Annotated in this window: 20 protein-coding genes; 13 read left to right on the top strand and 7 right to left on the bottom strand. The window is 71.0% G+C overall.

Annotation, left to right across the window (positions count from 1 at the left end):
• Both PUR53_RS09220 and PUR53_RS09215 read right to left on the bottom strand, forming a co-directional pair.
• The gene (locus PUR53_RS09220) at positions 1–1,371 is read right to left on the bottom strand and encodes a family 2 encapsulin nanocompartment cargo protein terpene cyclase (RefSeq protein WP_329907960.1); all 1,371 of its coding nucleotides are present in this window, start codon (positions 1,369–1,371) and stop codon (positions 1–3) included.
• 152 nt (positions 1,372–1,523) lie between these two features.
• Positions 1,524–2,948 (bottom strand): family 2B encapsulin nanocompartment shell protein, encoded by a 1,425-nt coding sequence (locus tag PUR53_RS09215; protein WP_329907959.1) that lies wholly within the window; start codon positions 2,946–2,948, stop codon positions 1,524–1,526.
• Between the two features lie 369 nt (positions 2,949–3,317).
• Here PUR53_RS09215 and PUR53_RS09210 point away from each other — a divergent pair, with 369 nt between their 5' ends.
• Together PUR53_RS09210 and PUR53_RS09205 are read left to right on the top strand one after the other, a co-directional pair.
• Positions 3,318–5,057, top strand: a complete 1,740-nt coding sequence (locus PUR53_RS09210) for a VanW family protein (RefSeq protein ID WP_329907958.1) — start codon at positions 3,318–3,320, stop codon at positions 5,055–5,057.
• Positions 5,058–5,198: 141 nt separating this feature from the next.
• Positions 5,199–7,280, top strand: coding sequence for a SpoIIE family protein phosphatase (locus tag PUR53_RS09205; protein ID WP_329898501.1), 2,082 nt, complete (start codon positions 5,199–5,201; stop codon positions 7,278–7,280).
• A 45-nt stretch (positions 7,281–7,325) separates the two neighbouring features.
• On the opposite strand, the gene PUR53_RS09200 is transcribed toward PUR53_RS09205, so the two are convergent.
• The gene (locus tag PUR53_RS09200; RefSeq protein WP_329907957.1) at positions 7,326–9,215 is read right to left on the bottom strand and encodes a glycoside hydrolase family 97 protein; all 1,890 of its coding nucleotides are present in this window, start codon (positions 9,213–9,215) and stop codon (positions 7,326–7,328) included.
• A 56-nt stretch (positions 9,216–9,271) separates the two neighbouring features.
• A complete protein-coding gene (locus tag PUR53_RS09195) occupies positions 9,272–11,608 on the bottom strand; it encodes a glycosyl hydrolase family 95 catalytic domain-containing protein (RefSeq protein ID WP_329907978.1) in 2,337 nt (778 codons plus the stop codon).
• A gap of 220 nt (positions 11,609–11,828) precedes the next feature.
• Between PUR53_RS09195 and PUR53_RS09190 the strand changes: the two genes are divergently transcribed.
• The 9 genes from PUR53_RS09190 to PUR53_RS09150 all read left to right on the top strand — a co-directional run bounded on the left by PUR53_RS09190 (position 11,829) and on the right by PUR53_RS09150 (position 20,697).
• Positions 11,829–12,482 carry a polysaccharide lyase family 7 protein gene (locus PUR53_RS09190; RefSeq protein WP_329898499.1) on the top strand — a complete coding sequence of 218 codons (654 nt, stop codon included), beginning with the start codon at positions 11,829–11,831 and terminating at the stop codon, positions 12,480–12,482.
• Positions 12,483–12,667: 185 nt separating this feature from the next.
• Complete coding sequence (gene cbiE, locus PUR53_RS09185; protein WP_329898498.1) at positions 12,668–13,969, top strand: precorrin-6y C5,15-methyltransferase (decarboxylating) subunit CbiE; 1,302 nt, start codon at positions 12,668–12,670, stop codon at positions 13,967–13,969.
• Positions 13,966–14,715, top strand: coding sequence for a precorrin-4 C(11)-methyltransferase (gene cobM / locus PUR53_RS09180; protein ID WP_329907956.1), 750 nt, complete (start codon positions 13,966–13,968; stop codon positions 14,713–14,715). Before cbiE ends, cobM begins: the two co-directional genes overlap by 4 nt.
• A 518-nt stretch (positions 14,716–15,233) precedes the next feature.
• Complete coding sequence (locus PUR53_RS09175) at positions 15,234–15,473, top strand: hypothetical protein (protein WP_329907955.1); 240 nt, start codon at positions 15,234–15,236, stop codon at positions 15,471–15,473.
• Entirely contained in the window at positions 15,377–16,990 is a 1,614-nt protein-coding gene (locus tag PUR53_RS09170; RefSeq protein WP_329907954.1) for a hypothetical protein, read from the top strand. The genes PUR53_RS09175 and PUR53_RS09170 overlap by 97 nt, the downstream gene beginning before the upstream one ends.
• 24 nt (positions 16,991–17,014) lie before the next feature.
• Complete coding sequence (locus PUR53_RS09165) at positions 17,015–17,332, top strand: tyrosine-type recombinase/integrase (RefSeq protein WP_329898493.1); 318 nt, start codon at positions 17,015–17,017, stop codon at positions 17,330–17,332.
• A complete protein-coding gene (locus PUR53_RS09160) occupies positions 17,329–17,655 on the top strand; it encodes a helix-turn-helix domain-containing protein (RefSeq protein ID WP_329898492.1) in 327 nt (108 codons plus the stop codon). Before PUR53_RS09165 ends, PUR53_RS09160 begins: the two co-directional genes overlap by 4 nt.
• On the top strand, positions 17,652–20,165 hold the full coding sequence (locus PUR53_RS09155; RefSeq protein ID WP_329907953.1) for a hypothetical protein: 2,514 nt from the start codon (positions 17,652–17,654) through the stop codon (positions 20,163–20,165). Before PUR53_RS09160 ends, PUR53_RS09155 begins: the two co-directional genes overlap by 4 nt.
• A complete protein-coding gene (locus tag PUR53_RS09150; RefSeq protein ID WP_329898490.1) occupies positions 20,116–20,697 on the top strand; it encodes a hypothetical protein in 582 nt (193 codons plus the stop codon). The genes PUR53_RS09155 and PUR53_RS09150 overlap by 50 nt, the downstream gene beginning before the upstream one ends.
• On the opposite strand, the gene PUR53_RS09145 is transcribed toward PUR53_RS09150, so the two are convergent.
• Positions 20,633–21,331 carry a hypothetical protein gene (locus PUR53_RS09145; RefSeq protein ID WP_329907952.1) on the bottom strand — a complete coding sequence of 233 codons (699 nt, stop codon included), beginning with the start codon at positions 21,329–21,331 and terminating at the stop codon, positions 20,633–20,635. The genes PUR53_RS09150 and PUR53_RS09145 overlap by 65 nt on opposite strands.
• 142 nt (positions 21,332–21,473) lie before the next feature.
• Here PUR53_RS09145 and PUR53_RS09140 point away from each other — a divergent pair, with 142 nt between their 5' ends.
• On the top strand, positions 21,474–21,677 hold the full coding sequence (locus tag PUR53_RS09140) for a hypothetical protein (RefSeq protein ID WP_329907951.1): 204 nt from the start codon (positions 21,474–21,476) through the stop codon (positions 21,675–21,677).
• Entirely contained in the window at positions 21,674–22,063 is a 390-nt protein-coding gene (locus tag PUR53_RS09135; protein ID WP_329907950.1) for a hypothetical protein, read from the top strand. Before PUR53_RS09140 ends, PUR53_RS09135 begins: the two co-directional genes overlap by 4 nt.
• A 528-nt stretch (positions 22,064–22,591) precedes the next feature.
• Here PUR53_RS09135 and PUR53_RS09130 read toward each other — a convergent pair.
• Positions 22,592–23,680, bottom strand: a complete 1,089-nt coding sequence (locus PUR53_RS09130; protein ID WP_329898486.1) for an alkene reductase — start codon at positions 23,678–23,680, stop codon at positions 22,592–22,594.
• Between the two features lie 180 nt (positions 23,681–23,860).
• On the bottom strand, positions 23,861–24,134 hold a 274-nt coding region (locus PUR53_RS09125), incomplete at its 5' end, for an aldehyde dehydrogenase family protein (RefSeq protein WP_329907949.1).

Genomic DNA, 24,134 nt, shown 5'->3' with positions numbered 1-24,134 from the left:
TTACCAGAAATCGGGCAGGCTGTAGCGGAAGGTATTGGTGCGGTGCCAGTCGTGGTTGCCGTCGACCCAGGCGGCCACGCCCCGCAGGAAGCGCAGCACGGTGGGCAGGGGGCAGGCCTGTGCGAGCTCGGTCGCGGCGGCCTCGAAGGCGTGCTGCAGTTCGTTGTGGACCTCGACGGCCTTCAGATAGGCGTCGCGCTCGGAGAGCTGCTCGCGTTCCGCGAGCACCACCGGAAGGTTCAGGTGGTGGCCGGGGCTGTCGAGTTCCTTGGTGTACGAGTAGAGGTCGTTGACGATGGTGGTCGCGTTGCCGGCCAGGGCGATGACCCGCTGCATGTCCGGCCGGGCGTGCAGGTCCGCGGGCAGTTCGTAGCCGCCGACGCTGTCGGTGATCGTGGGGCAGGGGCGGAAGTTGTTGAACTGGCGCATCGCCAGGTACTCCCACACCTCCGGGACGTGACCGGTCTGGGCCCAGGCGGCCTCGGCGAGGTACCCCATGTGCAGCCTGGCCATGTCGTGCCGGTAGCGGTCGGCCTGGGAGGGCGTTGTCGCGCGGACGAAGTACTCCATCGCGCTGTCGTACGCCCGGCGCGGGGCGTCCGAGGCGAGGGACTCCCGCCACGCCGGCGCGTACTCCCCGGTGGTGTGACAGTGGTCGAGCGCGGTGTGCGCGAGCAGGAGGCGCCCGCCGAGACCGACGGGTGATCCACCGTGGTCCTCGCAGTAGCAGTCGTCCACCGCGTTCTCCGCGACCATCAGCCGTGTGGCGAGCATCAGATGGTCGACCGTCGGGGCGTCGGGGTGGCAGGCGACCATGTAGCGGCCGACGGAGAAACCGTCGAACTGCCCCTCCCACTCCTCGGGATAGAGCTGGACCTCGTCCTCGGCCCAGCGCTTGATGCGGCGGCTCACCTCCTCGACGCGTACGGGGTCGGGCTCCGGAATCGGATGGTGGTAGAGGCCGGGCACCGCTCGCCCCTCGGCGGACGGAGCGCGTGCCGGGGACTCCGGACCCGGGAGCGGGGGGTTGAGGCGGCCGGCCACGGCGAGCGAGGCCGTGCCCGGTCCGGTCGGTCCGCGCAGGATCGCCCGGAGCGCGGAGCCGGCTGCCGTCGTGTCAGGCGCGTCCGGCACGGCGGTGACGGGTGCCGGCACCGACGCTGGGGGCGGGAGCGGGGACGGTGGCGGTGCCGTTGGCTGTGGTGGCGGGCCGGGGATCGTGACCGGGGGGTGCAGTGACGCCAGAAAGCCGGCGGGGATCGGCGTGACCGGAGGGTCCGAGACCACCGGTGCGGGGGCGTCCGGCACGGCTGTGGGCGGTGTCGGCCGCTGCTCGGGGGGTGATGATCCGAGGGGCCCGGAGTCGGGCATCGACGGCTCCTTGCTGTGCTGCGGTGGGGTGGGTGCTCCGTCGTGCACGCACGCGTGGATGCACGTGTCCATGCGCGCGTCCATGCGTGTCTTTGTGCGCGCACGCGTGTTCGGTGGGGCGGGTCGGGCGCTGACCTGCCGCGATCAGGGCCTCAGCGCGGCCTGGCCGCGATCTGCACGTTCTCCATCACACCGAGGGCGTCGGGCAGGAGCACGGCGGCGGAGTAGTAGGTGCTGACGAGGTAGGAGGTGATCGCCTTCGCGTCGATGCCCATGAACCGTACGGAGAGACCCTCTTCGTACTCGTCCGGCAGTCCCGTCTGCCGCAGGCCGATGACGCCCTGGTTCTTCTCGCCCGTGCGCATCGCGATGATGGAGCTGGTCTGCTCCCTGCTGATCGGGATCTTGTCGCAGGGCAGGATGGGTACCCCGCGCCAGGCGGGGACGGTCTGCCCGCCGAGGTCGACGTGGTCGGGGTGGAGGCCGCAGGCGTTGAAGCCGCGTCCGATCGCGGCGATCGTCCTGGGGTGGGCGAGGAAGAGCTTGGTGCCCCGCCGACGGCAGAGCAGATCGTCCATGTCGTCCGGGGTCGGCGGGCCCGAGCGGGGTTGGATGCGCTGCTTGAAGTCGGCGTTGTGCAGCAGCCCGAACGCGCGGTTGTTGATCAGCTCGTGTTCCTGGCGTTCACGCAACGCCTCGACGGTGAGCCTGAGTTGCTCCTGGCTCTGGTTCATCGGGCCGTTGTAGAGGTCGGACACCCGGGTGTGGACGCGCAGAACGGTCTGCGCGACGGCGAGTTCGTACTCGCGCGGCCGTAGTTCGTAGTCGACGAAGGTGCCCGGTAGGTCGGCCTCGCCGACATGGCCGGCCGACAGGGCGATCTCGGCCTCGCCGTGCTTGTTCTGCCGCTGCCGGGTGCGGGCGCCGAACGCCTCGACGTGCGCCCGGAGTTGGGGCGCGGAGGCCTGGACGGCGGCGAAGTCGGCATGGGAGAGGGTGAGGAGGGTGCCGGCGGTCTCGGCGGTGACCGTGCAGTCGTGGCGGGCGTCGGGGTTCGACAACGCCTCCTCGCCGAAGTGGTCGCCGTCCGCGAGCACCGCGACGGCGACCTCCCCGCCGTACTTGCCCTCGGAGGTCCGGCTCACCCGGCCGTGGGCGATCAGATGGATCCGGTCGGCGGGGCTGCCGCGCTCGACGAGGACCTCGCCCGCCGTGAAGTCGCGCTGCGCGCAGCGGCCGGCGAGGGCGGTGAGGACGTCGGTGTCCTCGAACCCGCGCAGCAGGGCCAGTTCACCGAGTTCCCGGGGGATCACCCGGACCGTGGCGCCCTCCTGGACGAACTCGACGCGCCCGTCGCCGAGGGTGTGGCGCAGTCGTCGGTTGACCCGGTAGGCCCCGCCTCCGGCCTCGACCCAGGGCAGCATCCGCAGCAGCCAGCGGGAGGTGATCTCCTGCATCTGCGGGGCGGACTTGGTGGTGGTGGCGAGGTTGCGGGCGGCGGCGGTGCTCAGGGACTGCTGGGACTGCTGAGGCGTGTCGGGTGCGGTCCGCGCTTCCGGGACGCTGTCGACGGACATCGGGGGCTTTCTCCTTGCGCGACGGGTCGTCCGGCGCACACGGGTGCGCCGACCGGGAGACAGGGAGGGGTGGGCAACGGGCGAGAAGGATCACGGGGAATCCGTCCACCTGCAGAAACCTAGCCCCCGGACCGGCCCCATCCACCGGGCGGACGAGATGCTTACCTCGAAGCGGTGACAATCAGTGCGATGCGGTTTATCGGTCCGTGATGTGTCATCGCCCTGCCCCCGGTTCCCTTTTGTGTGGAATGCGAGTGACCTGCAACATATGAGCTGGTCACACGTTATGGGTAGCTTGAGGTGCTTGCCCCGTCCGTCGCGGTGCCTCGTCGAGCGCACCGCCACGCCGATCCCCGGTCCGGGAGACCCATGCGCCCTCGAATAGCCTCCGTGCCGCCCCTCGCCCTGGCGGGCGGTGCGCTGACCGTCGGTCTCGGCGGTCTGTATCTGGCCGGTCTGCTCGTCCTCGGGGGTGAGATCGAGGCGGGTACGACGGTGCGCGGGGTGGACATCGGGGGCCTCAGCCGCGCCGAAGCCGTCCGCAAGCTGGACGACCACCTGGCGGCGGCCGGCTCACGGGAACTGGTTGTGAGGGTCGGCGACCGCGCCGGGACCGTCGACCCGCGGCGGGCCGGACTCGCCTTCGACATCGAGCGGACCGTCGACCGGGCGGCGCGGACGGCCTCCGACCCAGTCGGCCTCGTCGGCGGGCTCTTCCGCTCCGGGGGTGCCATCGAGCCGGTCGTACGCCTGGACGAGGGAAAGACCCGCGCCGCTCTCGGGAAACTGGCGAAGACCCTTGACCAGCCGGTCCACGACGGGGCCGTGACCTTCGAGGACGGTCGGGTCGAGCAGGCCGCTCCGCACCGGGGCTACGCACTGGACGTGGACGCCGCCGTCGACACCCTGCGGACCTCCTTCCTGCGTGGCACGGGGGACACGGTCACCGCACTGCCCGCACACATGACCGAGCCAAAGGTGGAGGCGGCGGAGGTGCGGCGGGCGGTGCGCGAGTTCGCGCGGCCGGCCATGTCGGCACCCGTCACCCTCACCACGGGCGGCAGCCGGTTCACGATCAGCCCGGCCGTCGTGGGCGAGAACCTGACGATGCGGCCGGACGACTCCGGCAGGCTGGTCCCGAAGCTGGACGGCAAGGGCCTGCGCTCCGCCCCCGAGGTGGCCGGCCCCCTGGCGGACGTCACCGCCACGGCCGAGGACGCCCGCCTCCGGCTGGACGGCGAGAAGGTCGTGGTGGCCGACGACGCCCGGCCCGGCGCACAGATCACCGACGAGGCGCTGAGCGGCGCCGTGCTGCCGCTGCTCACCGAGACGGGCGCGGCCCGCACCGGGGAAGTGGCCGTGCGACGCGTCCAGCCCGAGGTGACCCGGGAGAACGCGGCGCGGCTGGGGCTGACGGAGAAGATGTCGTCCTTCACCGTCAACTTCGAACCGGCCGCGTACCGCACGAAGAACATCGGTCGGGCGGCCGAACTCATCAACGGTTCCCTCGTCATGCCCGACGAGACCTGGAGCTTCAACCGCACCGTCGGCCGGCGCACCGAGGCCAACGGTTTCGTCGAGGGCGTCATGATCCTCGACGATCAGTTCACCAAGGCGGCCGGTGGTGGTGTCTCCGCCGTGGCCACGACCGTGTTCAACGCGATGTACTTCGCCGGGGTCAAGCCGGTGGAGTACGGCGCCCACTCCTTCTACATCGAGCGGTACCCGGAGGGCCGTGAGGCGACGGTCGCCTGGGGCAGCCTCGACCTCAGGTTCACCAACGACTCCGGCAAGGCCCTGTACATCCAGGCCGAGGCCACCGACACCTCGGTGACCGTCACCTTCCTCGGCACCCGGAAGTACGACGAGATCACCTCGGTGAAGGGCCCCCGGACCGACGTGAAGCCGCCGGCGAAGAAGGTGAGCACCGACGAGAAGTGTGTGCCGCAGACCCCGCTCGACGGCTTCGACGTCACCGTCGAGCGGGTCTTCCACGACGACGGCAAGGTGGTGAGGCGGGAGCCGTTCCGCACCCACTACACCCCACGCGACGAGATCACCTGCGAAACCCCCGAGAAAGCGGACGACGACCGCCCCGACAAGCGATAGGCCGGGCCCGGCTCGCGGGGGACGGATCGCGCCCGCGCCGCCCCGTGCGGGCGTGCGGTCTCCCGCCGGGGGAGGTATGACTGACAGGGACCGGCGGACGGGGTGAGCGCACCCCTGTGCGCCGCCGGAAGGAGCCCCGGTATGCCTGAGGAAGAGACCCGGAGCGGGAGCGGCGGGCAGGACCGCGTCACCGCCGCGCCGGGTGGGCTGCTGGATGTGCTGCGGGTGGCCGCCCTGGTCCTCGGTAGCGACGGCCGGATCGTGCTGTGGAGCCCCGAGGCCGAGGCCCTGCTCGGCTTCAGCGCGGCGGAAGCGCTGGGGCAGGACGCGGGCGCGCTGCTGGTGGACCCCGATCACCGGTCACTGGCGCACGAGCTGTTCGACCGCGTGCGTACAGGTGCCCGCTGGGCCGGCGTCTTCCCGGTGCGGCACAAGGACGGCTCCACCCGCCGGGTGGAGTTCCGCACCATGCAGCTGCGCGACGCCCGTGGCGACATCCACGCCCTCGGTCTGGGCACCGACGCCGACACCGTGCGCGATGTGGAACGGGACCTGGCCCTCTCCCACATCCTGGTCAGCCAGTCACCCGTCGGCATCGCGGTCTTCGACACGGAGCTGCGGTGGGTGCGGGTCAACCCGTCACTGGAACGCATCAACGGCGTCCCCGAGGAGGCCGTGCTGGGCCGCCGCGTCGGCGAGGTGCTGCCCGCGCTCGACGTCGAGGCCATCGAGTCACGGATGCGGCGGGTCCTGCGGACCGGCGAGCCGCTGCTGGACCAGCAGACAGTCGGCAGGACGGCAGCCGACGGCGAGGATCACGCCTACTCGGAGTCGTATCACCGGATCCAGGACGCCAACGGGCGGGTCCTGGGCCTGGCGATGGCGATCATCGACATCTCCGAGCGGCAGCGGGCGACGGCCGAGGTCGCGAAGGCCCGCGAACGCCTGGCGGTGATCGCCGACGCCGGCGTCCGCATCGGCACCACGCTCGACCTGCGCCGGACGGCACAGGAACTCGCCGACGTGGCCGTTCCCGAGCTCGCCGACGTCGCGGCCGTCGACGTACTGGACGCGGTGGTCAACCCCGGCGGCACGGCCGCGCCCCGTACGGACGGCTCCCTCGACTTCTGGGCGCTCGCCCTCAAGGCGAACCGCCCCACCGACGCGCTCGAGGCCCTGGACCCGGTCGGGGAGCCCGCCCAGTACAGCTCGTCCCGGCTGGTCACCCGGTCCGTGCGCGAGGCGCGGCCGATCCTCCTGGAGCACGTCGACGACGCCGCGATCCGCCGCATCGCCCGGAACGAGGCCGCGGCGCGGGCCCTGCGGCGCGCCGGTGTCCACTCCTGTCTGGTCGCTCCGCTGATCGCGCGCGGCGAGGTCCTGGGCACCCTCAGCCTGTACCGCACGGCCGGCCCCCGGCCCTTCGACGACCAGGACCTCACCCTCGCCGGCGAACTGGCCGCGCGCGCCGCCATCTGCATCGACAACGCACGCCTGTACGGCCGCGAACGCGACATCGCGCTCACCCTCCAGCGCAGCCTGCTGTCCCAGGAGCCACCGCAGCACAGCGGCATCGAGGTCGCCTCCCGCTATGTGCCCGCCGTCAGCGAGGTGGGCGGGGACTGGTTCGACGTCCTGCCGCTCAAGGACGGCAAGGTCGGACTCGTCGTCGGTGACGTGATGGGCAAGGGTGTGCACGCCGCGGCGATCATGGGCCAGCTCCGCACGGCCACCCGCGCCCTCGCCCGGCTCGACCTGCCGCCCGCCGAACTGCTGCACCACCTCGACGACCTCGCCACCTCCCTCGGCGACTCCGACACCCTGGCCACCTGCCTCTACGTCGTCTGCGACCCCCGGCACGGCCGGTGCGAACTCTCCCGCGCGGGCCACTTGCCCCCGGCCCTGGTCGGCCCGGAGGGCGGAGCCGAACTCCTCGACGTCGCCGGCGGGGTGCCGCTCGGGGTGGGGGGCGTGCCGTTCACCGTCGAGGAGCGGGAACTCCCCGAGGGGGCGCTGCTCGTCCTGTTCACGGATGGCCTGGTGGAGAGCCGCGCGACACCCGTCGGGGCAGGACTGCGGCGCCTGCTCGGACTGCTCGACAACGCCCGGCTTCCCCTGGAGGAGACCTGCGACATGCTCCTCGGCGCCCTGGACCGCGAGCGGAGCGACGATGTGGCGCTGCTCGTCGCCCGCCGCGTGGGCCGGTGCCCACCGGACGCCTGAGACGCCACCTCGGCGGCGTCTCAGGCGACCGGCGTGGGGTCGTGTTCAGCGGTGGCACGTGGTGAGTCCCGGGCGCCACGGGCAGGCGAGGGCGGCGAAGCCGCCGTTCGTGACCACGTCCACCGTGAGCGTGTCGCCGCCGCGGCGCACCTGACGGTCCTGGACGAGACCGTCGGCGCCGTCCCGGACCGTCTCGACCAGCCAGCGGCCCGGCCCGAGGGACAGCGGCACCTCGGCGGTGCGGGCCGCGCCGGCGTACACGCCGCCCACGAACCAGCGGTCGCCGCTGCGCCGTGCGAGCACCGCCTCCCGGCCGGGCTGTCCGGCGAGGAGCCGGGTGTCGTCCCAGGCGGCGGGGACCTGGTCGAAGTAGGCCCGGGCGAGCGGACGGGCGTCGTACGACTCCGGGGTGCCCGCGAACATCTGCAGGCCCGACTCGTAGGCGACGGCGAGGCCGACCTCGGCCGCGTCGGAGTTGGGTCGCAGCCCGACGCGCTGGAAGGCACCGGGCGTGAAGTCCATGGAGCCGATGACGTTGCGCGTGAACGGCAGAGTGGTGAGGTGGGCGGCGGTGTTGGTGCGCTTCTCCTCGCCCGCGACGCCCTCCAGGGTCATGACGTGCGGCCAGGTGCGCTGGATGCCCTTGGGGATCGTGGAGCCGTGGAAGTTGACCAGGAGGTGGTGGGCGGCGGTCTCCGGGAGGATCGCGTCGTACCACTTCAGCGTGGCCTGCGCCTCCGAGTCCATGAAGTCGATCTTGACGCCCTTGACGCCCCAGCGTTCCAGGGTGGGCAGCCACCGGGCACGTTCCTCGGCCGTGTCGAGGTCCCGCTGGTGGATCCAGACGATGATGCCGACGCCCTTGGCCCGCGCGTACGCCACGAGTTCGGGCATCCAGCTGGTGGTCTGCCAATCGGGGTCGGTGGTGTCCCAGGCGTCCGGCCGGAAGTACCAGCCCGCGTCGACGGCCTCGTAGGGCCACCCGCGTTCGGCCGCGTAGTCGACGTACGCCTTCTGCGCGGCGAGGCTCTGTCCGGCCGGTCGCCCACCGGCCAGCCAGGTCCACAGGGCCGTGCCGGGCCGGATCCAGGAAGGGTCGCGGACCTTGGAGGCAGGGGCGAGGTCGTCGGTGAAGGTGGAGCGGGTGACGGTGGCGAGGTCGCCGGTGACCAGGGCCCGCCAGGGGGTGGCGAGCGGGCCGTCGGTCGTCACCCGGTCGTCGGCGAGCGCGATCCGATAGGCGCCGCTGCCCTGTTCGTGGGTGAGCCGGGCGCCGGAGTAGGCGCCGGTGAGGTCGGACTCGGCGAGCAGGGTGTAGCCGCCGTCGGTCCGGAACAGGGCCTGGTCCGAGTACGCGCCGGTGGGCGCGCCCGCGGCCGTGTACTGGACGAACTGCCCCTCGTTGTCGGCCCGGTAGGCCCCGAGCCAGGCGTCGGCGTCCGCCGGCAGGTGGAACGCGGAGGTCTCGCCGAGCACGTCGCCGTGGCCGGCGGGCAGTACGTACCGGTAGGCGACGCCGTCGGCGGCGGCGCGGACGACGAGGTCGAGCCGGGCACCGGCGGCGGTCGCGAACGACAGCCGGCTCTCGTGCATCCGCACCCGGCGTTCCAGCCGCTTGCCGGCCTTCGTCCGGTACCGCTCGTCGATCACCCGGTCCCCGCGGTGCAGGAACCGCAACCCCTGGGACAGATCGGCCCGTTCGGTGACGATGCCGACGGGCGACGGCTCGACGACCGTACGGCCGCCGCGGGACACCGTGAGACTCAGGGCGCCGGTGTCCGCGTCGAGGGACACCCGCGCGCGGGGCGCGTGCGCGGACGCGGACACCGACCAGGCGCGGTCGTGCGGTTCGGCCCGTGCGGGCACGGTCGTGAGAAGGGTGGCCACCAGCCCGGCGCAGAGCCCGGCGACCGCGGTCCTGATCGGAACAGCCATGGGAACCTTCCTGTGGTGCGTGCGTGCGGACGAGCGACGGGTCGGTGGTTCGGCGCCTACGGCAGTCCCCAGGCCGCGCCCGGTGCACTGATGTCGACCGGCGCGACGACCAGGTCGGGCCGGGCCCCGGAGTGGACCAGCACCTCGCGGCCCCTGGGCAGCTCGATGCCGAGGGTGCCGTCGCCCGGGTCGTGGGTGCGGGCCGGGGTGCCGTCGTCGAGGAGCACGGTGAGCCGGCCGGAGAGCCCGTGCCGGAGCCTCAGCGGCTCGCCGGCCAGGCTCCTGATCCGGATGAAGCGGGTCGTTCCGCCCTTGCGGACGGCGCTGACCAGGAAGGCGCCCTGCGTGCGGAAGTCGTGCAGGGTGACGTCCGCCCAGGCGGTCGGGACGGCCGGGAAGACCCGGATCACTCCGTCCCAGCTCTGGCAGAACATGTCGTGCAGCGACTGCGAGGCGGACAGCGGCGTCTCGATGACCGGACCGGCCTCGGTGTAGTGGGTGTTGGCCTGGCAGGGGTAACGGGTGCTCGGGTCGAAGAACTTCCGCAGATAGCCGAGCGCGGTGTCGCCGTCGCCGGTCATCGCGTACATCGAGGCGGCGCCGGTGTAGCTGTAGCCGCGGTGCGCGCTCGGCAGCGCGTGCCAGTGGGCCACCGACTTCGTGATCAGCTCGCGGTTCTCCGGCTGCTCCCAGTTGACGAGGTACAGCGGATAGATCATCAGCAGATGCGAGTAGTGCCGGTGGGACTGCGCGTACGGGGTGTCGGCGCCGATCATGAAGCCGTTGGCGTCGACCGGGTACGGCGTGAGCCGGGTCAGCACCTCCTGCCAGCGCGGGAGCAACTCGTCGTCGACGCCGAGCAGTTCGGCGGACTCGATGAGCGTCCGGCAGCCCCAGCGGATGAGGGCCAGGTCGTAGTTGGTGTCCTGCGGCGGCACCACCGGGTACTCGGGGGAGAGCGTGCTCGGCAGATGCAGCTTGCCGTCGCTGCCGGGGGTGAGGAAGTGCAGATAGTAGTTGATCGCCCGGCGCAGCACCGGGAAGACGGTGTCGCGCAGCAGGGACTCGTCCATGGAGTGGCGGTAGGTCAGCCAGACGTTGTGCAGCGCCCAGGTGAGGTTGCCGACCTCGGTGGCCTGGCCCGGTCGGCCCACGCCCCGGTTGGCGAACATGTCGGAGCTGCGGCCGACACCGGAGCTGTCCGAGCGGTAGGCGGCGGGCACGTTGGCGATCAGCTGTTCCTGGCTCTGTCGCACGGTGGTGGCGAGCGAGTCGAGCTCCAGGTGATTGGAGCCGTGGACGAGCCAGTACTCCAGCTGGATGTTGAGGTTCCACCAGACCGCGGGCCACGGCGTCGGCTCCAGCCAGGGGCCCGAGGTGGCCATGACGGGGCCGCCGGCGCGGCTGGCGGAGGCGACCTTGTAGAGCTGGATCCAGTGGAAGCTCTGCAGCCGCTGGTCGGGGAACGACACGAAGCTCTTCGGGTAGAAGGCGTGCCACCAGCGCCGGTGCCGTCGGCGGAGCGCGTCGTAGGACCGGGCGCGCCGCAGCAGCCGTAGCGAGTCGGCTCCGGCGGCGGTCCCGGAGGGGGAGCTGTGGCCCACGCCGAGCAGCAGTTCGTCGCCGTCGCGCCGGTAGGCGGTGGCGGTCTGGCCGGTGAACAGGGGCTGGAGCACCTGCTCGGTGCCGTCGTCGTGCGTCCGGGTCGTCCAGGGCGGGTTGGGGGTGTACCCGGCGGGCGGCGCCTCGCTGATCTTCCGGGGGCTGACGGCCTCCTCGGGGTGGAAGGTCCAGACGACCCGTTCGTCGCCCTCGGCCGTGACCCGGGTGGCCAGCACCTCGTCGTGGACGAGGGCGGAGAGGGTGAGGGTGCCGGCGGTGGTGGTGACGGTGCCGGTGAGCTCGGCGTTCCACAGGCTCAGCCGCCAGTCGACGGCCGTGATGGTGCCGACCGGGTCGAGGGTGAGGTGCCCGACGGGCAGTCGGCAGGTGCCCCAGCCGCTGCCGAACTCGGGCCGGTGGTCCTGGACACGGCCGTGCTGCACGGTGAAGCGGATCCGGTTGGCGCCCGGTTCCTGGTAGATCATGCTGCCGAGCAGCCCGTCGCCGAGGAACGGACCCTCGTACCAGCGCGTGGGCAGTCTGCTCCAGCGGAGGTCCTGGCCGCGCAGGAATCGCTCCCAGGAACGGTCGGTGGTCATGGTGTCGCGGAGTCTCCAGGGGCGTCGGGCCCCCGCGGCCACCGCTTCGGTGCGGGCGGACGGTGCCGCCGACGGTAAGGACGGCCCGGCGTGCGCCGTCCCGGGCAGGGCCGCCACCGCCGCTCCGCCCAGGGCCGTGCCGAGCACGGCACGGCGGGGCAGGGGCGAGTCGTTCGCCGACTGCGAGGTCATCATCGTCCTCCAGACCTGACGGATCCTTGATACATCGGGTGTATCGGCGAACCTAGGCAGGGCTCGTGTACCTGTCAATGGTGGGGACGGTGGCGAGTTCCCGTGCAACACAGGCTGAAAGTAGGCTGTTTGCGGGTCGGATTGACCTCCATGCTCACTCTGGCGCCATGGTCCAGACGTTTGCACCCATCCGATGTTTCCTGTACGGGAGGACATTCCGATGAAGAGACGCACGGTCCTGCGAGCGGGAGCCGGCCTGCTGGCCGGCAGCACGGTCGCCGCCGCCCCGGCCGCCGATCCGACCGACGGCTGGACACGGACCTCGTTCACCCACAGCTGGCAGAAGCCCTGGAACCTCGATCTGAGCGACCGCCACAGCTACACCGGAGGCGTCCACCGCATGTGGGTGTACGCCACCGACGAGCCGTTCGAGGAGGGCAACTCCACCGACCCCCGCACCGAGATGCGCTGGAAGAACGACTACAGCACCGGCAGCCACATGTGGGACGCCGACGTCTACCTCCCGGCCGGCACCGACGGCGCGTCCTTCGTCCAGACCCTGCGCAGCCAACGCCCCTCCGGCACCCCGGCCACCGACATCATGCTCAACGTGTACGACACCGGCGGTGGGACCGTGCGCCGCTACGACGGCACGGTCCTCAGGACCGACGCCTACGACACCTGGTTCAACGTGAAGATCGCCCACCAGGCGAGCAGCGGGACCGGCACCATCAAGGTCTACCTCGACAACTCCCTCGTCCTCACCGTCGCCGACCGGGGCCCCGCCACCCGCTACTTCAAGAACGGCGTCTACCACCACGGTTCCGGCCGCGCCGAGGCCCGCTTCCGCAACATCACCTACTGGAGGCGCTGACCGCGCCAACCGCCGGACCGTACGGGGCGGGGGGGGCGTACGGTCCGGCGGACGCGCACCCCACCCGGGCACGGCCACGCAGGTCACCGCCCAGTAGAGTGCGCGTCTGTCGCCCCCGGGAGCCGCCTGCCGTCCGACGGGAGCAGCCCCCGAGCACCGCCCCCGAACCACCGAGGAACCGCGCAGTGACCCCCGCCCCACCAGGACCGCCGTACGCCGTCACCGTCGTAGGGATCGGCGCCGACGGCTGGCGAGGCGTCCCCGACACCTCCCGAGCGGTCCTGCGCGACGCCGAGGTCCTGATCGGCGGCCCCCGCCAACTCGACCTGCTGCCCCCGGAGTGCGCGGGCGAGCGGATCACCTGGCCCTCGCCCCTGCGCCCCGCCGTCCCCGCGCTCCTCGCGGCCCACACCGGCCGCCGCATCGCCGTCCTGGCCAGCGGCGACCCCATGTTCTACGGCATCGGCCGGGCCCTCGCCGAGGAGGCCGGCGACCGGCTGCGCGTCCTGCCGCACCCCTCCTCCGTCTCCTACGCCGCCGCCCGCCTCGGCTGGCCCCTGGAGGACACCGAGGTCGTCACCCTCGTCGGCAGACCCACCGCCCGCCTCGCCGCCGCCCTGCACGAGGGCCGCCGGCTCCTCGTGCTCAGCGCGGACGCCGGCACACCCGCCGAGGTCGCCGCCCTGCTCCGGGACCGCGGTTTCGGCCCGAGCCGGCTGCGCGTCCTGGAACAACTCGGCGGCGAGAAGGAACACACGACCGACGCCACCACCGCCGACGCCTGGACGGCACGGACCGACCCGCCCGGCGACCCCCTCAACATCGTCGCCGTCGAGTGCCGACGAGCCCCCGACGCGCTGCGGCTCGGCGCCGTCCCCGGGCTCCCGGACGAGGCGTACGAGCACGACGGGCAGCTCACCAAGCGGTACGTCCGCGCCGCCACCCTGGCCGCGCTCGCCCCGGCACCCGGCGAACTGCTCTGGGACGTCGGCGGCGGCTCCGGCTCCATCGCGATCGAATGGATGCGCACACACCCCTCCTGCCGGGCGGTCACGGTCGAACGCGACCCGGTACGGGCCGACCGCATCACCCGCAACGCCGACCGCCTCGGCGTCCCCGGCCTCCGAGTCGTCACCGGAGCCGCGCCCGCCGCACTGACCGAACTGCCGCCCCCGGACGCCGTGTTCATCGGCGGCGGCCTCACCGTGCCCGGCCTGCTCGACAGATGCTGGGATGCGCTACCGGTCGGCGGCCGGCTGGTCGCCAACACGGTGACACTGGAGTCCGAGGCGGTGCTCGCCGACGCCCACCGCCGCCACGGCGGCGAACTGATCCGGCTGGCGGTGGCGCAGGCCGTCCCCGTGGGCGGCTTCACCGGCTGGCGACAGGCGATGCCGGTGACCCAGTGGGCCGTACGGAAGACCACCACCGGCGACCCCCGCCACATCGACGACCCCCTCGACACCGCTCCGGGAGCAGACAGATGACCGTGTACTTCATCGGCGCCGGCCCCGGCGCCGCCGACCTGATCACGGTCCGCGGCGCCCGCACCCTCGCCGCCTGTCACGTCTGCCTGTACGCGGGCAGCCTCGTCCCCCGCGAACTGCTCGCCGAATGCCCGCCGGACGCGCGGCTCGTGGACACGGCGCAACTCGATCTCGACCGGATCACCGCCGAGTTGGTCCGCGCGCACGAGGAGGGCCATGACGTGGCCCGGCTGCACTCCGGGGACCCCTCCGTGTTCAGCGCGGTCGCCGAGCAGATGCGGCGGCTGGACGCGGCGGGAGTGCCGTACGAGGTGGTGCCGGGGGTACCGGCCTTCGCGGCGGCCGCGGCCGCGCTGAAGCGGGAGCTGACCGTGCCGACGGTCGGCCAGACTGTCATCCTCACGCGGATCGCCCAGCAGGCCACGGCCATGCCCGACGGCGAGGACCTCGCCACGCTCGGCCGCAGCGGGGCGCTGATCGTGCTCCACCTCGCCGCGCGGTACGTCGACCGCGTCGTCGAGGAACTCCTCCCGCACTACGGCGCCGACTGCCCGGCCGCGGTCGTCGCGTACGCGTCCCGCCCCGACGAGCTGATCATCCGGGGGTCTCTGGACGAGATCGCCGACCAGGTCAAGGCCGCGGGTGTGCTGCGCACGGCTGTCATCATGGTCGGCCGCACGTTGGGTGCGCGGCAGTTCCGGGACAGCCACCTGTACTCGTCCGAGAGGGATCGGCACGGGTGTTGAGGGGCGGGTGGGGTGCGTTGTCGGGTGCGGGTGAGTGGGGGCCGATCGCGCAGTTCCCCGCGCCCCTGAAAGCGGCCTGCGGCGCTTTCAGGGAAAAGCACGGGGCGCAGCCCCTGCTTTTCAGGGGCGCGGGGAACTGCGCGAGAAGCCCCGCTCACCCGCACCCGACAACGCACCCCCCAATTGTTAGGCTCCCCCTCGCCTCCCGCGGGGAAAGTCCGGTGAGAACCCGGCGCTGACCCGCAACGGTGTGTGCGACGGCCGAGACGGCCCCGTCGTGCGAGCCCGATCGCCCGTGGGTGGTGCGACCCGTTGAACGCTCGCCTTGCCCTGGCCGAGGTCCTGCGCGAGGACCTTCAGCGGCAGGATGCAGCGCAGTGGACAGCCCGGCACGGCACGACGTGGCAGATCCCCACTCGCGACATCCTGCCCCGCTTCAGCCCGGCCCAGCGCGCCGCTGCCCAGCAGAGGCAGCCACACCTGATGCTCGATCTTCTGGAAGGGCCCACCCAGTGGTCATGACGCACGCGGCCCAAGCCCCCGCACACCGCGCCGCAGTGCCCGAGGACGCCCTGGTCCTGGCCACGCGCCCGCTTCGCGCCGAGGCCCGGCTGGAGGAGACCTACCGCTACGGCGATGACCTGTGGACGCTGACGCCGGCATGGCTGCGCGCAGACCGCAAGCCTCACCGGCTCGACTTCGCGCAGGCCCGCATGCTCACCGGGACACCGCCAAGCTCCTGTTCTACGCCCTGCTGATCGAGGACACCCCGCCCGGCGAAGAACCGATCACGATCTCCAGCATCCGCGCCTACTTCACCTGCGTACGCCACTTCCTGCTGTGGGCACAGAACCGCCGGCTCCCGCTGGCGCAGCTGACGGGCGATGACCTGGACGCCTACCACGCCGAGCTGACGTCGCTGCGGCTGTCGGTCAGCGGGGTGTATCGCCACCGCCGTGCCGTGCGATTACTGTGGGCCTACCGCTCCCGCCTTGCCGACCACTTCGGGCAGGACCCGTTGCGGCGGCCGCTGTGGCAGGCATGGGCGCGCGCCAATCCGCGCCGGTATGACGAGAACCTCACTGACCGCATCCCCGAGCATGTCATAGGGCCTTTGCTGACCTGGGCGCTGTGCTGGGTGGATGACCTCGCCGACGACGTGCTCGCCGCCCGCGCCGAGCGCGACACCATCGACGCCCGCCCGCCTGCCCATCCTGATCCGCTCGTGGCCCTGCAAGTTGTACTGGACGACTTCCGCCAGCGCGGACAGCCGCTGCCCACTGCACCCGCCCGGCTGGCCACCGGATGGCGGGGTAGAGGCGGGTCCCCGAACTTCACCTACCTGGCCCGGCTCGCAGGCCATCCGACATACCCGTTCCACAAGGCCCACCCCCGGCGTCTGATCGAGGAGGCGGCCCGCGAACTCGGTGTGCACACCGACTCCCCCTACGAACGGGGCGGAGTTGCATCTGATGCGGCACTCCGCAGGGTCCAAGTAAGCGTGAATCGGCAGGTGAGAGGCGTCTGCTCCGCCATCCTCTCGCACCGTGCACGCGATCTACCAGCGACTCTTGCGCCCCGGCGACGCCATCCCAACAATGTTGCACCTAATGCAACGGAGGTTGGAGTGGTGAAAGCGGCCGATTTGGCGGGTGCGGCACACCTGATGCTCGTGGACGGGATTTCCTACCTCGACCCCGAACCTGCCGTGTTCGAGGCCATGCTGGAGGGGTGGACCAAACAGCAGCGGGCCCGCTTCCTGAAGTGGGAGGGGACCATCAACCCGCAGCTGTCGCTGGTCCGCCGGTTCGCCGAGTTCTCCAACCAGTACCCGTGGCAGTGGCAGCCGGCGGAGTTCGAGGCGTTCATCGACCACCTGCGCACGAAGACGCCGACGTTCACCGTGTCGAGCGGCCGTAACTACCAGAACCACCTGCGGCTGTTCTGCGAGTACATCACCGATCCGCGCTACGACTGGATGTCCGTCTGCCAAGAGCGCTTCGGCCAGGTGCCGGTCCAGATCCTGCACGAGTGGAACACCGTCACCCATGTCAGCGAGTACGAAGGCGACCCGAGCCGGGAGGCCGCTGACCTACGACGAGATCCAGGCCCTGTTCGACGCCGCCGACGGCCGGGTCGAGGAGATCCGAAAGCGCGGCCGCAAGGGCGCGTTGACCGCGATGCGCGACTCCGCCCTGCAGTCCGCCCAAGCGCCGCACCATCTTCACCGTCCCCGAGATGGACTGGATCGTCGACGACCTCGACCACCACCTGACCGAGGTCCGGCCCCGGTTCAAACGTGGGCAAGCACCCGGCGATCTGGGTCACCGAACGCTCCGGTCGCCTGTCACGCCGGTCGGCGAACGAAGCCTTCGAAGCCGCGAAGCAGGCCGCCGACCTGCCCGAAGAACTCGAATTGCACCGCCTGAGGCATTCCTATATCACACATTTGACCGAATTTGATTACCCGGAGCGGTGGTTCGTCCAAGACCAGGCCGGTCACGGCTATGCCAGCACGACGGCCCTTTATACGGGTGTCTCGGACGAGTACCGCAATCGGCTGCTGCACAAGAAGTTGGGCCGGCGATTCCCCGGCATCTGGGAGGACCCGAAGTGATCAAGAAGATGGGCTACCGCTGGAATCTACGCAAACTCATGGCCGACCGGGAGATGTTCCAGACCACCGACCTGGTGCCGCTGCTGGCCGAGCGGGGCGTCAACCTCTCGCGTGAGCAGGTCTTCCGCCTGGTCACGCAGCCGCCGCAGCGGATGTCGATGGACACTCTCGCGGCTCTGTGCGACATCCTCGACTGCCAGCCCAACGACCTCATCGAGATCCGGGTCGTCAACGAAGAGGTACGCAAGACCGCTGGCGGAGAGACGCCCGGCCCGCTTCCGGCCGTGCGCCGGACCTCGATCCGGCGGCCGGAGGGCCTGTGACCGCGCCCTCCCCGACCGCCCCGTCGATCGTCGCCCGCCTTGGGGCGCGGGCCGCCCGCATGGAGGCCGCGACGTCCGCCGCCGTCGGCCAGCTCACCTTGGTGCTGCCGTCGCTCGACGCCCAGGAGGCCGAGGCCGCGCTGGTGACCGCGGCCCCGATCCCCGTGCGGGGGGCGGCGAAGTTCCTGGAGGAACTGGCCGGACACCTCGCTGCCCAGCCTGACGCGCTGACGTCGGACAGTTCGCTCTGTCCGCCGGTTCTGCTGCGGCTCGCCGAAGTACTGCACGACTCCGGGCACCCCGTGGTCCGTCCCGGTAGCGCACACTGCGGAAAGATACGAAGCGACCTGCGCCAACTCCGTCCCGAAGGACGGCTCTGCGGCACCTGCGACTCCCGGAGCCGGCAGGCGACATGCGCCCGCTGCGGACGCGAGAACGTACGCGTCGCGGCCCGCCGACCCGAGGGCCGCATCTGCCACACCTGCTACCACTCGGACCCGGAGATCTTCGAGGAGTGCGCCGAATGCGGCCAGCACCGAGCTCCGGCCGTCCGCCGCGAGGACGGACGAGCCCTCTGCAGGGGCTGCTGGAAACGCCCGATGCACACGTGCGTGAGCTGCGGAAAGACCGCAGCAGCTGCCCTCGTCGACGCCGATGGGGCACTCTGCCACCTCTGCTACAACCGCCACCGCCGACCGCGGCGTCCCTGCGGACGGTGCGGTCAGCTCAAGCGCATCGCCCGCAATGCGCGTGACGGTCAACCCGACCTCTGCGACGGCTGCTACCGCGGCCCCGAGGTGACCTGCTCGATCTGCAGCCGGGTCCGCCCCTGCACCAGCCGCGATGCGCAGGGCCAGCCGGTCTGCGGCAACTGCTACCGGCGTAATCGTCCCGGAGAGCCATGCGCTCGATGCGGCCGGACCAAACCGGTCAACACGCGGTGGCCCATCGGGCCGGTCTGCATGAGCTGCTACAACACCGTGCTCCGGTCGCCGGCCGAGTGTTCCCGCTGCGGCACAGCCCAGCCACTGATCGCACGGAACAACGACGGCGCCGGAGTCTGCGGACCCTGCGTCGGCTTCGCCGCCGACTACACCTGCCGTCAGTGCGGCCGGGGCGGCAACCCCCACAGCCGCGGCCGATGCGCTCACTGCGTCCTCGCCGGGCGGGTCAACGCCCTGCTGACCGGTCCCGACGGCATGGTCGCCCCGCAGAGGAAACCGCTCGCCGCCGCGCTGGCGGACGCTCCCTCGCCGTTTCCGGCGATCCAGTGGCTCAAGGAGAGCCCGAGCACCAAGCTCCTCGCCCAGCTCGCGGCCGAAGGCCACACGCTCAGCCACGAGTTGTTGGACGAGCTCCCGCCCAGCCGGAACCAGCGCTACATCCGTCAACTCCTGTTCCACACAGGCGTCTTGGAAGAACGCCATGAGGACCTCGAACGCATCCCGGGCTGGCTGGAGCACGAGCTCGAGGACAAGCCAGCCGCGCACGCCAGCCTCGCCCGCCCGTTCCTGCACTGGTTCCTGCTCCGGCGGGCACACCAGCGGGCCGCCATCCGCAGCCATCCCGCCTCCGCCGACCGCGACCTGCGGCGCCGCGTCAACGTCGCCCTGGACTTCCTGGCCTGGATAGACCAACGCGGCCTGGACCTCGCCGACCTCGCCCAAGCGCACATCGACGACTGGATCGCCGAAGCCACCAGCCAACGTCGCTACCTGATCCGGTACTTTCTGAAATGGACCACGAGCCGTCGGCTCACCCGCGAGCTCACGGTTCCTTCCGTCCCGAGGCAGGAGCCACAGAACCTGCTCGACGAGGACGATCGGTGGCCGCTCCTCCAGCGTTGCCTCACCGACGAGGCCATGCCCACGGATGTCCGGGCGGCCGGCGCGATCACCCTGCTGATCGGCCCGTCCACAGAACGCCTCTGCCATCTGACGCCCGAGCACCTCAAGCTCGGCGACAAGGACACCCACCTCGCCCTGGGCCGCCATCCCGTCCTGCTGCCTCCACGTCTCGCCGAACTCCTTCGGCGCCTCGCCGAACAGCCCCAGCTGCGGCCGCAGCTCTCGCGAGTCCGCCCAGGCCCTCGGTGGCTCTTCCCGGGCATGGTCCCGGGCAAGCCGATCTCGACGCACGGCATGACCCAGAAGCTCAACCGGCACGGCATCCCGGTTCGCACCGCGCGCAACGCGGCGCTGGCCTCCCTTGCTGCTGATCTCCCCAGCCCGATCCTCGCCGACGTGACGGGATGCACCGCTACACCGCACTCCGCTGGGTCGCCTACGCCCGACGCGACTGGGCCGCGTACCTCGCCGCCCGAGCCGAGGACCAACAGGAGGACAACCGATGACCGACACGACCAGCGACAGCGACGGGCGCACAGCGCAAGAACTACGCGAGTACCTACTCGCGCACTTGAACGCTGCTATGCGCCGCCCCGGAATGTATGGCGGCGAGATGGCGCTCAGGCTCTACCTCGACGCAGTGGCCTTCGCCGACGCTGCTGAGCAGGTATGGCAGGAGGAGCTGAAGGATCTCCAAACGAGAGTGGTCTTCTCCACTGGAGTGCGCGGAGCCTTCCAAGATCTCTGGGGCGATACGCACGACGGCTCTGTGGCGTCGGTGTATGCCGAGATTGCACACCGCCAGGGATGGCTGAGACTCGACCGGACCCTCACCTCAAGCGAATACGACGAGATCCGTCACGCCAGCGAGACCTGGTGCCGAGAGGATCGGTTCCTCAGCGATGTCGTCACCGCGTTCGGTCCGCCCTCGGTGCTCTTCGGGGGGACCAACCCCAACTACCCCAAGACACTTGCCTATACGACCGATCGGCGAGACGACGTCCTTCTCTGTTTTCACCTCTGGAACAGTTTCACGCCGAGCCCAAGCCCATCGTCGTCGTGCGTCCACGCCGAGCCAATCCTCTGGGCGTTCCGCGCCGGCGGCACCCTGTTCATGGACGGCTTCACCTTCACGCCTGAGGGGACGGCCCGCCACTCGCTGAGCCGCGACCGCACTCAACCTGAGGGCAGTTGAGGGAATAGTGCACGGTCGGAATAACCCCCTCCCGCCAGTAATCAAACACCCGCGGCGCGGCTGCGTGAGCGTCCAACGCGACGCCGACGGCCGTATCTACCGCTACCGGCTTCACGGACTGGCCTTCAAGGGCGAAGGCGTCCATGGCGCGGCCGCCACCTGGATCGTCACCGATCCCGTCGCACGAGCCGTCGCCGTCCTGGAACGCTGCCAGCCGGCCGACGAGCCCTACCTGTTCGCGCACCCGCTCAAGTCGGCCAATCATCAGAACCACCACGTTGCCGGGCGCGTGCGGACCAGCGCCACAACTATCAAGGACATCACCGCACTGGCCAAGTGGATCAACACCTGCTGTGCGGCTCACTTCCGCGTGGATGCGATCCCCGAGAACAATGGGCGGCTGCCGCGCCTGACGCCCCGGCAGTTCCGCCGCACTCTGGCCTGGTTCATCGCCCGCCGCCCGGGCGGCACCATTGCCGGCGCTCTTCAGTACCGCCACCAGCGCATCCAGATGTTCGAGGGCTGCGCCGGCACCAGCGACTCCGGCTTCCGCGACGAAGTCGAGGCCGAAGAGGCATTCGCCCGCGGCCAGTTCCTCGCCGAGCTCGCCCGCCACACCGTCTTCGACGGCCAAGTCGTCACCGACGAATCCCCGCCTGCGCCGCATCCTGGCCCGCCACGATGCCCGCCTGTACCCGGGCACCTTCATCACCTGCGTCTACAACCCCGACCGCGCCCTGTGCCGCGGCCCCGAGGCTTCCGCCGATCAGCCCGTTATGGCCGACTGCCAGCCGCAAGCCTGCCGCAACACCGCCCTGACCTCCGACAACCGGCAGGCCCTCGCCGATCACCTCCTCCGGCTGGAGGACACACTGGCCGCCGGTGACCGTTTGGCCCCCTACGTCCGTCACCGCCTTGAGGAACAGCACCGTGCCACCGCCGCGTTCCTCACCCGCCACACTCCGGAGATCGCCGAGTGAAACGCGCGCTGCCCGACACCGACACCGTCAAAGCCGCCGTCGACACCGTCCTTGCCGAGGCCGCCGCCCCCGGACGGCGCCCCACCGTGACCGCGGTCGAACGGTTCCTGGGCATCCCGCACGCCACCTTCCACCGGCACTGCGCGGACCTGATCGACACGCACTTCCGGCCCCGCATCCCGCAGCCCGCGACCACCCCGTCCCCCGTCCCCGATGCGCGCGCGGAAGCCAACCTGAGCCGACTCCGTCGAGAGAACACCGACTTGCGCCGCACCCTAGCCTTGTACGAGGAGGCCATCCGGCAGCTGGCCCTCGAAAACAACGCCTTGCGTGGCGGCGGCACCGTCGTCCCCCTGTCCACCCGCGCCATGCCTTCACCACCCTGACCCGGCACAGCCTCGGAGGTGTCTGGCGTGCGGATCAGCGAAGATGTAACAGAGTGACGCTGTATCCCCCGTCGAGCCGATGCCGACCGAAGCGCGGGGCCCCGGCCTTCACGGCGCGACGCTGCCGGGGTACCTGGTCGCGGAACAGAAGTTATGGATGGGCTTTCGTTCTGTCCGTTGTCCATCGCGGGCATGGGTCAGGGCCCTCCGGTGTGAAGGGCCCTGGACGAGTGGCGGCGTCGGTTCTGCCAGCCGCACCCCGACGGGGTAGCGAACGCGTCCTCCAAGCTTTCGATGCTGCCCTGCGCGGCGATGCGCAGGGCGCCGTGTCCGGGATCATCCGCGCCGCGAGCGCCGCCCGTCGCCGCCTCAAGCTCTTCTCTCAGCTGCTGGTTCTCCAAGGTGATCCGCTGGATTGGCAGGCGGCGAGTGTCGCCACCAGGCACATACGTCAGGACCAGAGGGACTTCGGTGGCCTGACACGGCGCGTCTTGCCTCCGCACTCGCCGGCGATGACTTCTTTTCAGGTCACGCGCTGTCGGCGTGCAGCGCCGGGTAGTCGGTGTAGCCGCGGTGGTCGCCGCCGTAGAAGGTGGCCGCATCGGGGGTGTTGTAGGGGCCCCCGGCTGCGAGGCGGGCGGGCAGGTCCGGGTTGGCCAGGAACAGCGCGCCGAAGGCGATGATGTCCGCGGTGCCGTCCACGATGTGGGCGAGTGCGCCGGGGCCGGTGGTCTCGGGGTGGGTGAAGGGGTTGAGGATGAACGCCGTCGGCCAGTCCTTGCGCAGCCGGGCGGTCAGGTCGCGGTCCGGGCTCTCGACCAGGTGCAGGTAGGCGAGATCCAGCCGACCGAGTCCGGCGATCAGGGTGGTGTAGGTCTCCAGCACGTCTGCCGGGTCGGTCTCGGCGATGTCGTTGTAGGGGTTGCCGGGGGAGATGCGGAAGCCGGTCCGGTGGCCGCCGATCGCCTCCGCGACGGCCGTGGCGGCCTCGATGCCGAAGCGGGCCCGGTTCGCGGCGCCACCTCCCCAGCTGTCGGTGCGCAGATTGGTGTTGGGGGCGAGGAACTGGTGGATCAGGTAGCCGTTCGCCCCGTGGATCTCCACGCCGTCGAAACCGGCGGCGATCGCGTTGCGTGCGGCGTCGGCGTAGTCGGCGATCGTCCGGGTGATGTCGTCGGGGTCCAGTTCCTTCGGAGTGACGTAGTCCTGGGGGCCCTGGTAGGTGAAGACCTGGCCCGCCGCCGCGACGGCGGAGGGGGCGACGGGGACGAGTCCGTCGGGCAGCAGGCTGGGGTGGCTGATCCGGCCGGTGTGCATCAGCTGCGCGAAGATCGTGCCGCCCTGGGCGTGGACGGCGTCGGTCACCTTCCGCCAGGCGTCGACCTGCTGGGCGGAGTGCAGGCCGGGGGTGTTGGTGTAGCCCTGGCCGACGGCCGACGGCTGGATGCCCTCGGTGATGATCAGGCCGGCGCTCGCGCGCTGGGCGTAATAGGTGGCCATCAGCTCCGTTGCCGTGGCTGCGGGAGCGTCGGCACGGCTGCGGGTCATCGGCGCCATCGCGATGCGGTTGGCGAGCGTCTTGCCGCTCAGGTCGATCGGGTCGAACGCTGTGGTCATGGCAGCTTCCTTCGAAGAATGGGTCGGGTGAAAGAGGCAGGCGTCGGCATGGGCCTGGCGGGGTGTCGGGGAATTGGTGATCGGCGAAGCAGAGATCTCAGTGATCCTCATGCCGCTGGTCAGAGGCACTCTCTGCTTGTCGATCACCAGTTGGGCAGCCTGCTTCACGAAGGCGCGGGCTTAGCTGAGCGGGACGTCCGCGACGGCCTTGAGGTGGCTGAACGTCTCGAGGGTGTACCGGCCGTGGTAGCGGCCCATGCCGCTTTCGCCGACGCCTCCGAACGGCAGGCCGGGCATGAGCAGTTGCATCACGGGCTGGCCCCAGGCGACGCCGCCGGAGGACGTCTCGTTCACCAGGCGCGACTTGACGGCTTCGGACTCGGTGAAGGCGTAGAGCGCGAGGGGCTTGTCGCGTTCGTTGATGAAGGCGATGGCGGCATCGAGGTCTGCGACT

It is taken from the genome of Streptomyces sp. SP18BB07, from assembly GCF_036322545.1.
GTDB lineage: Bacteria > Actinomycetota > Actinomycetes > Streptomycetales > Streptomycetaceae > Streptomyces > Streptomyces deccanensis.
Note: the sequence above shows the minus strand (reverse complement) of the source record. Positions and strands in the feature narration are given on the sequence as shown.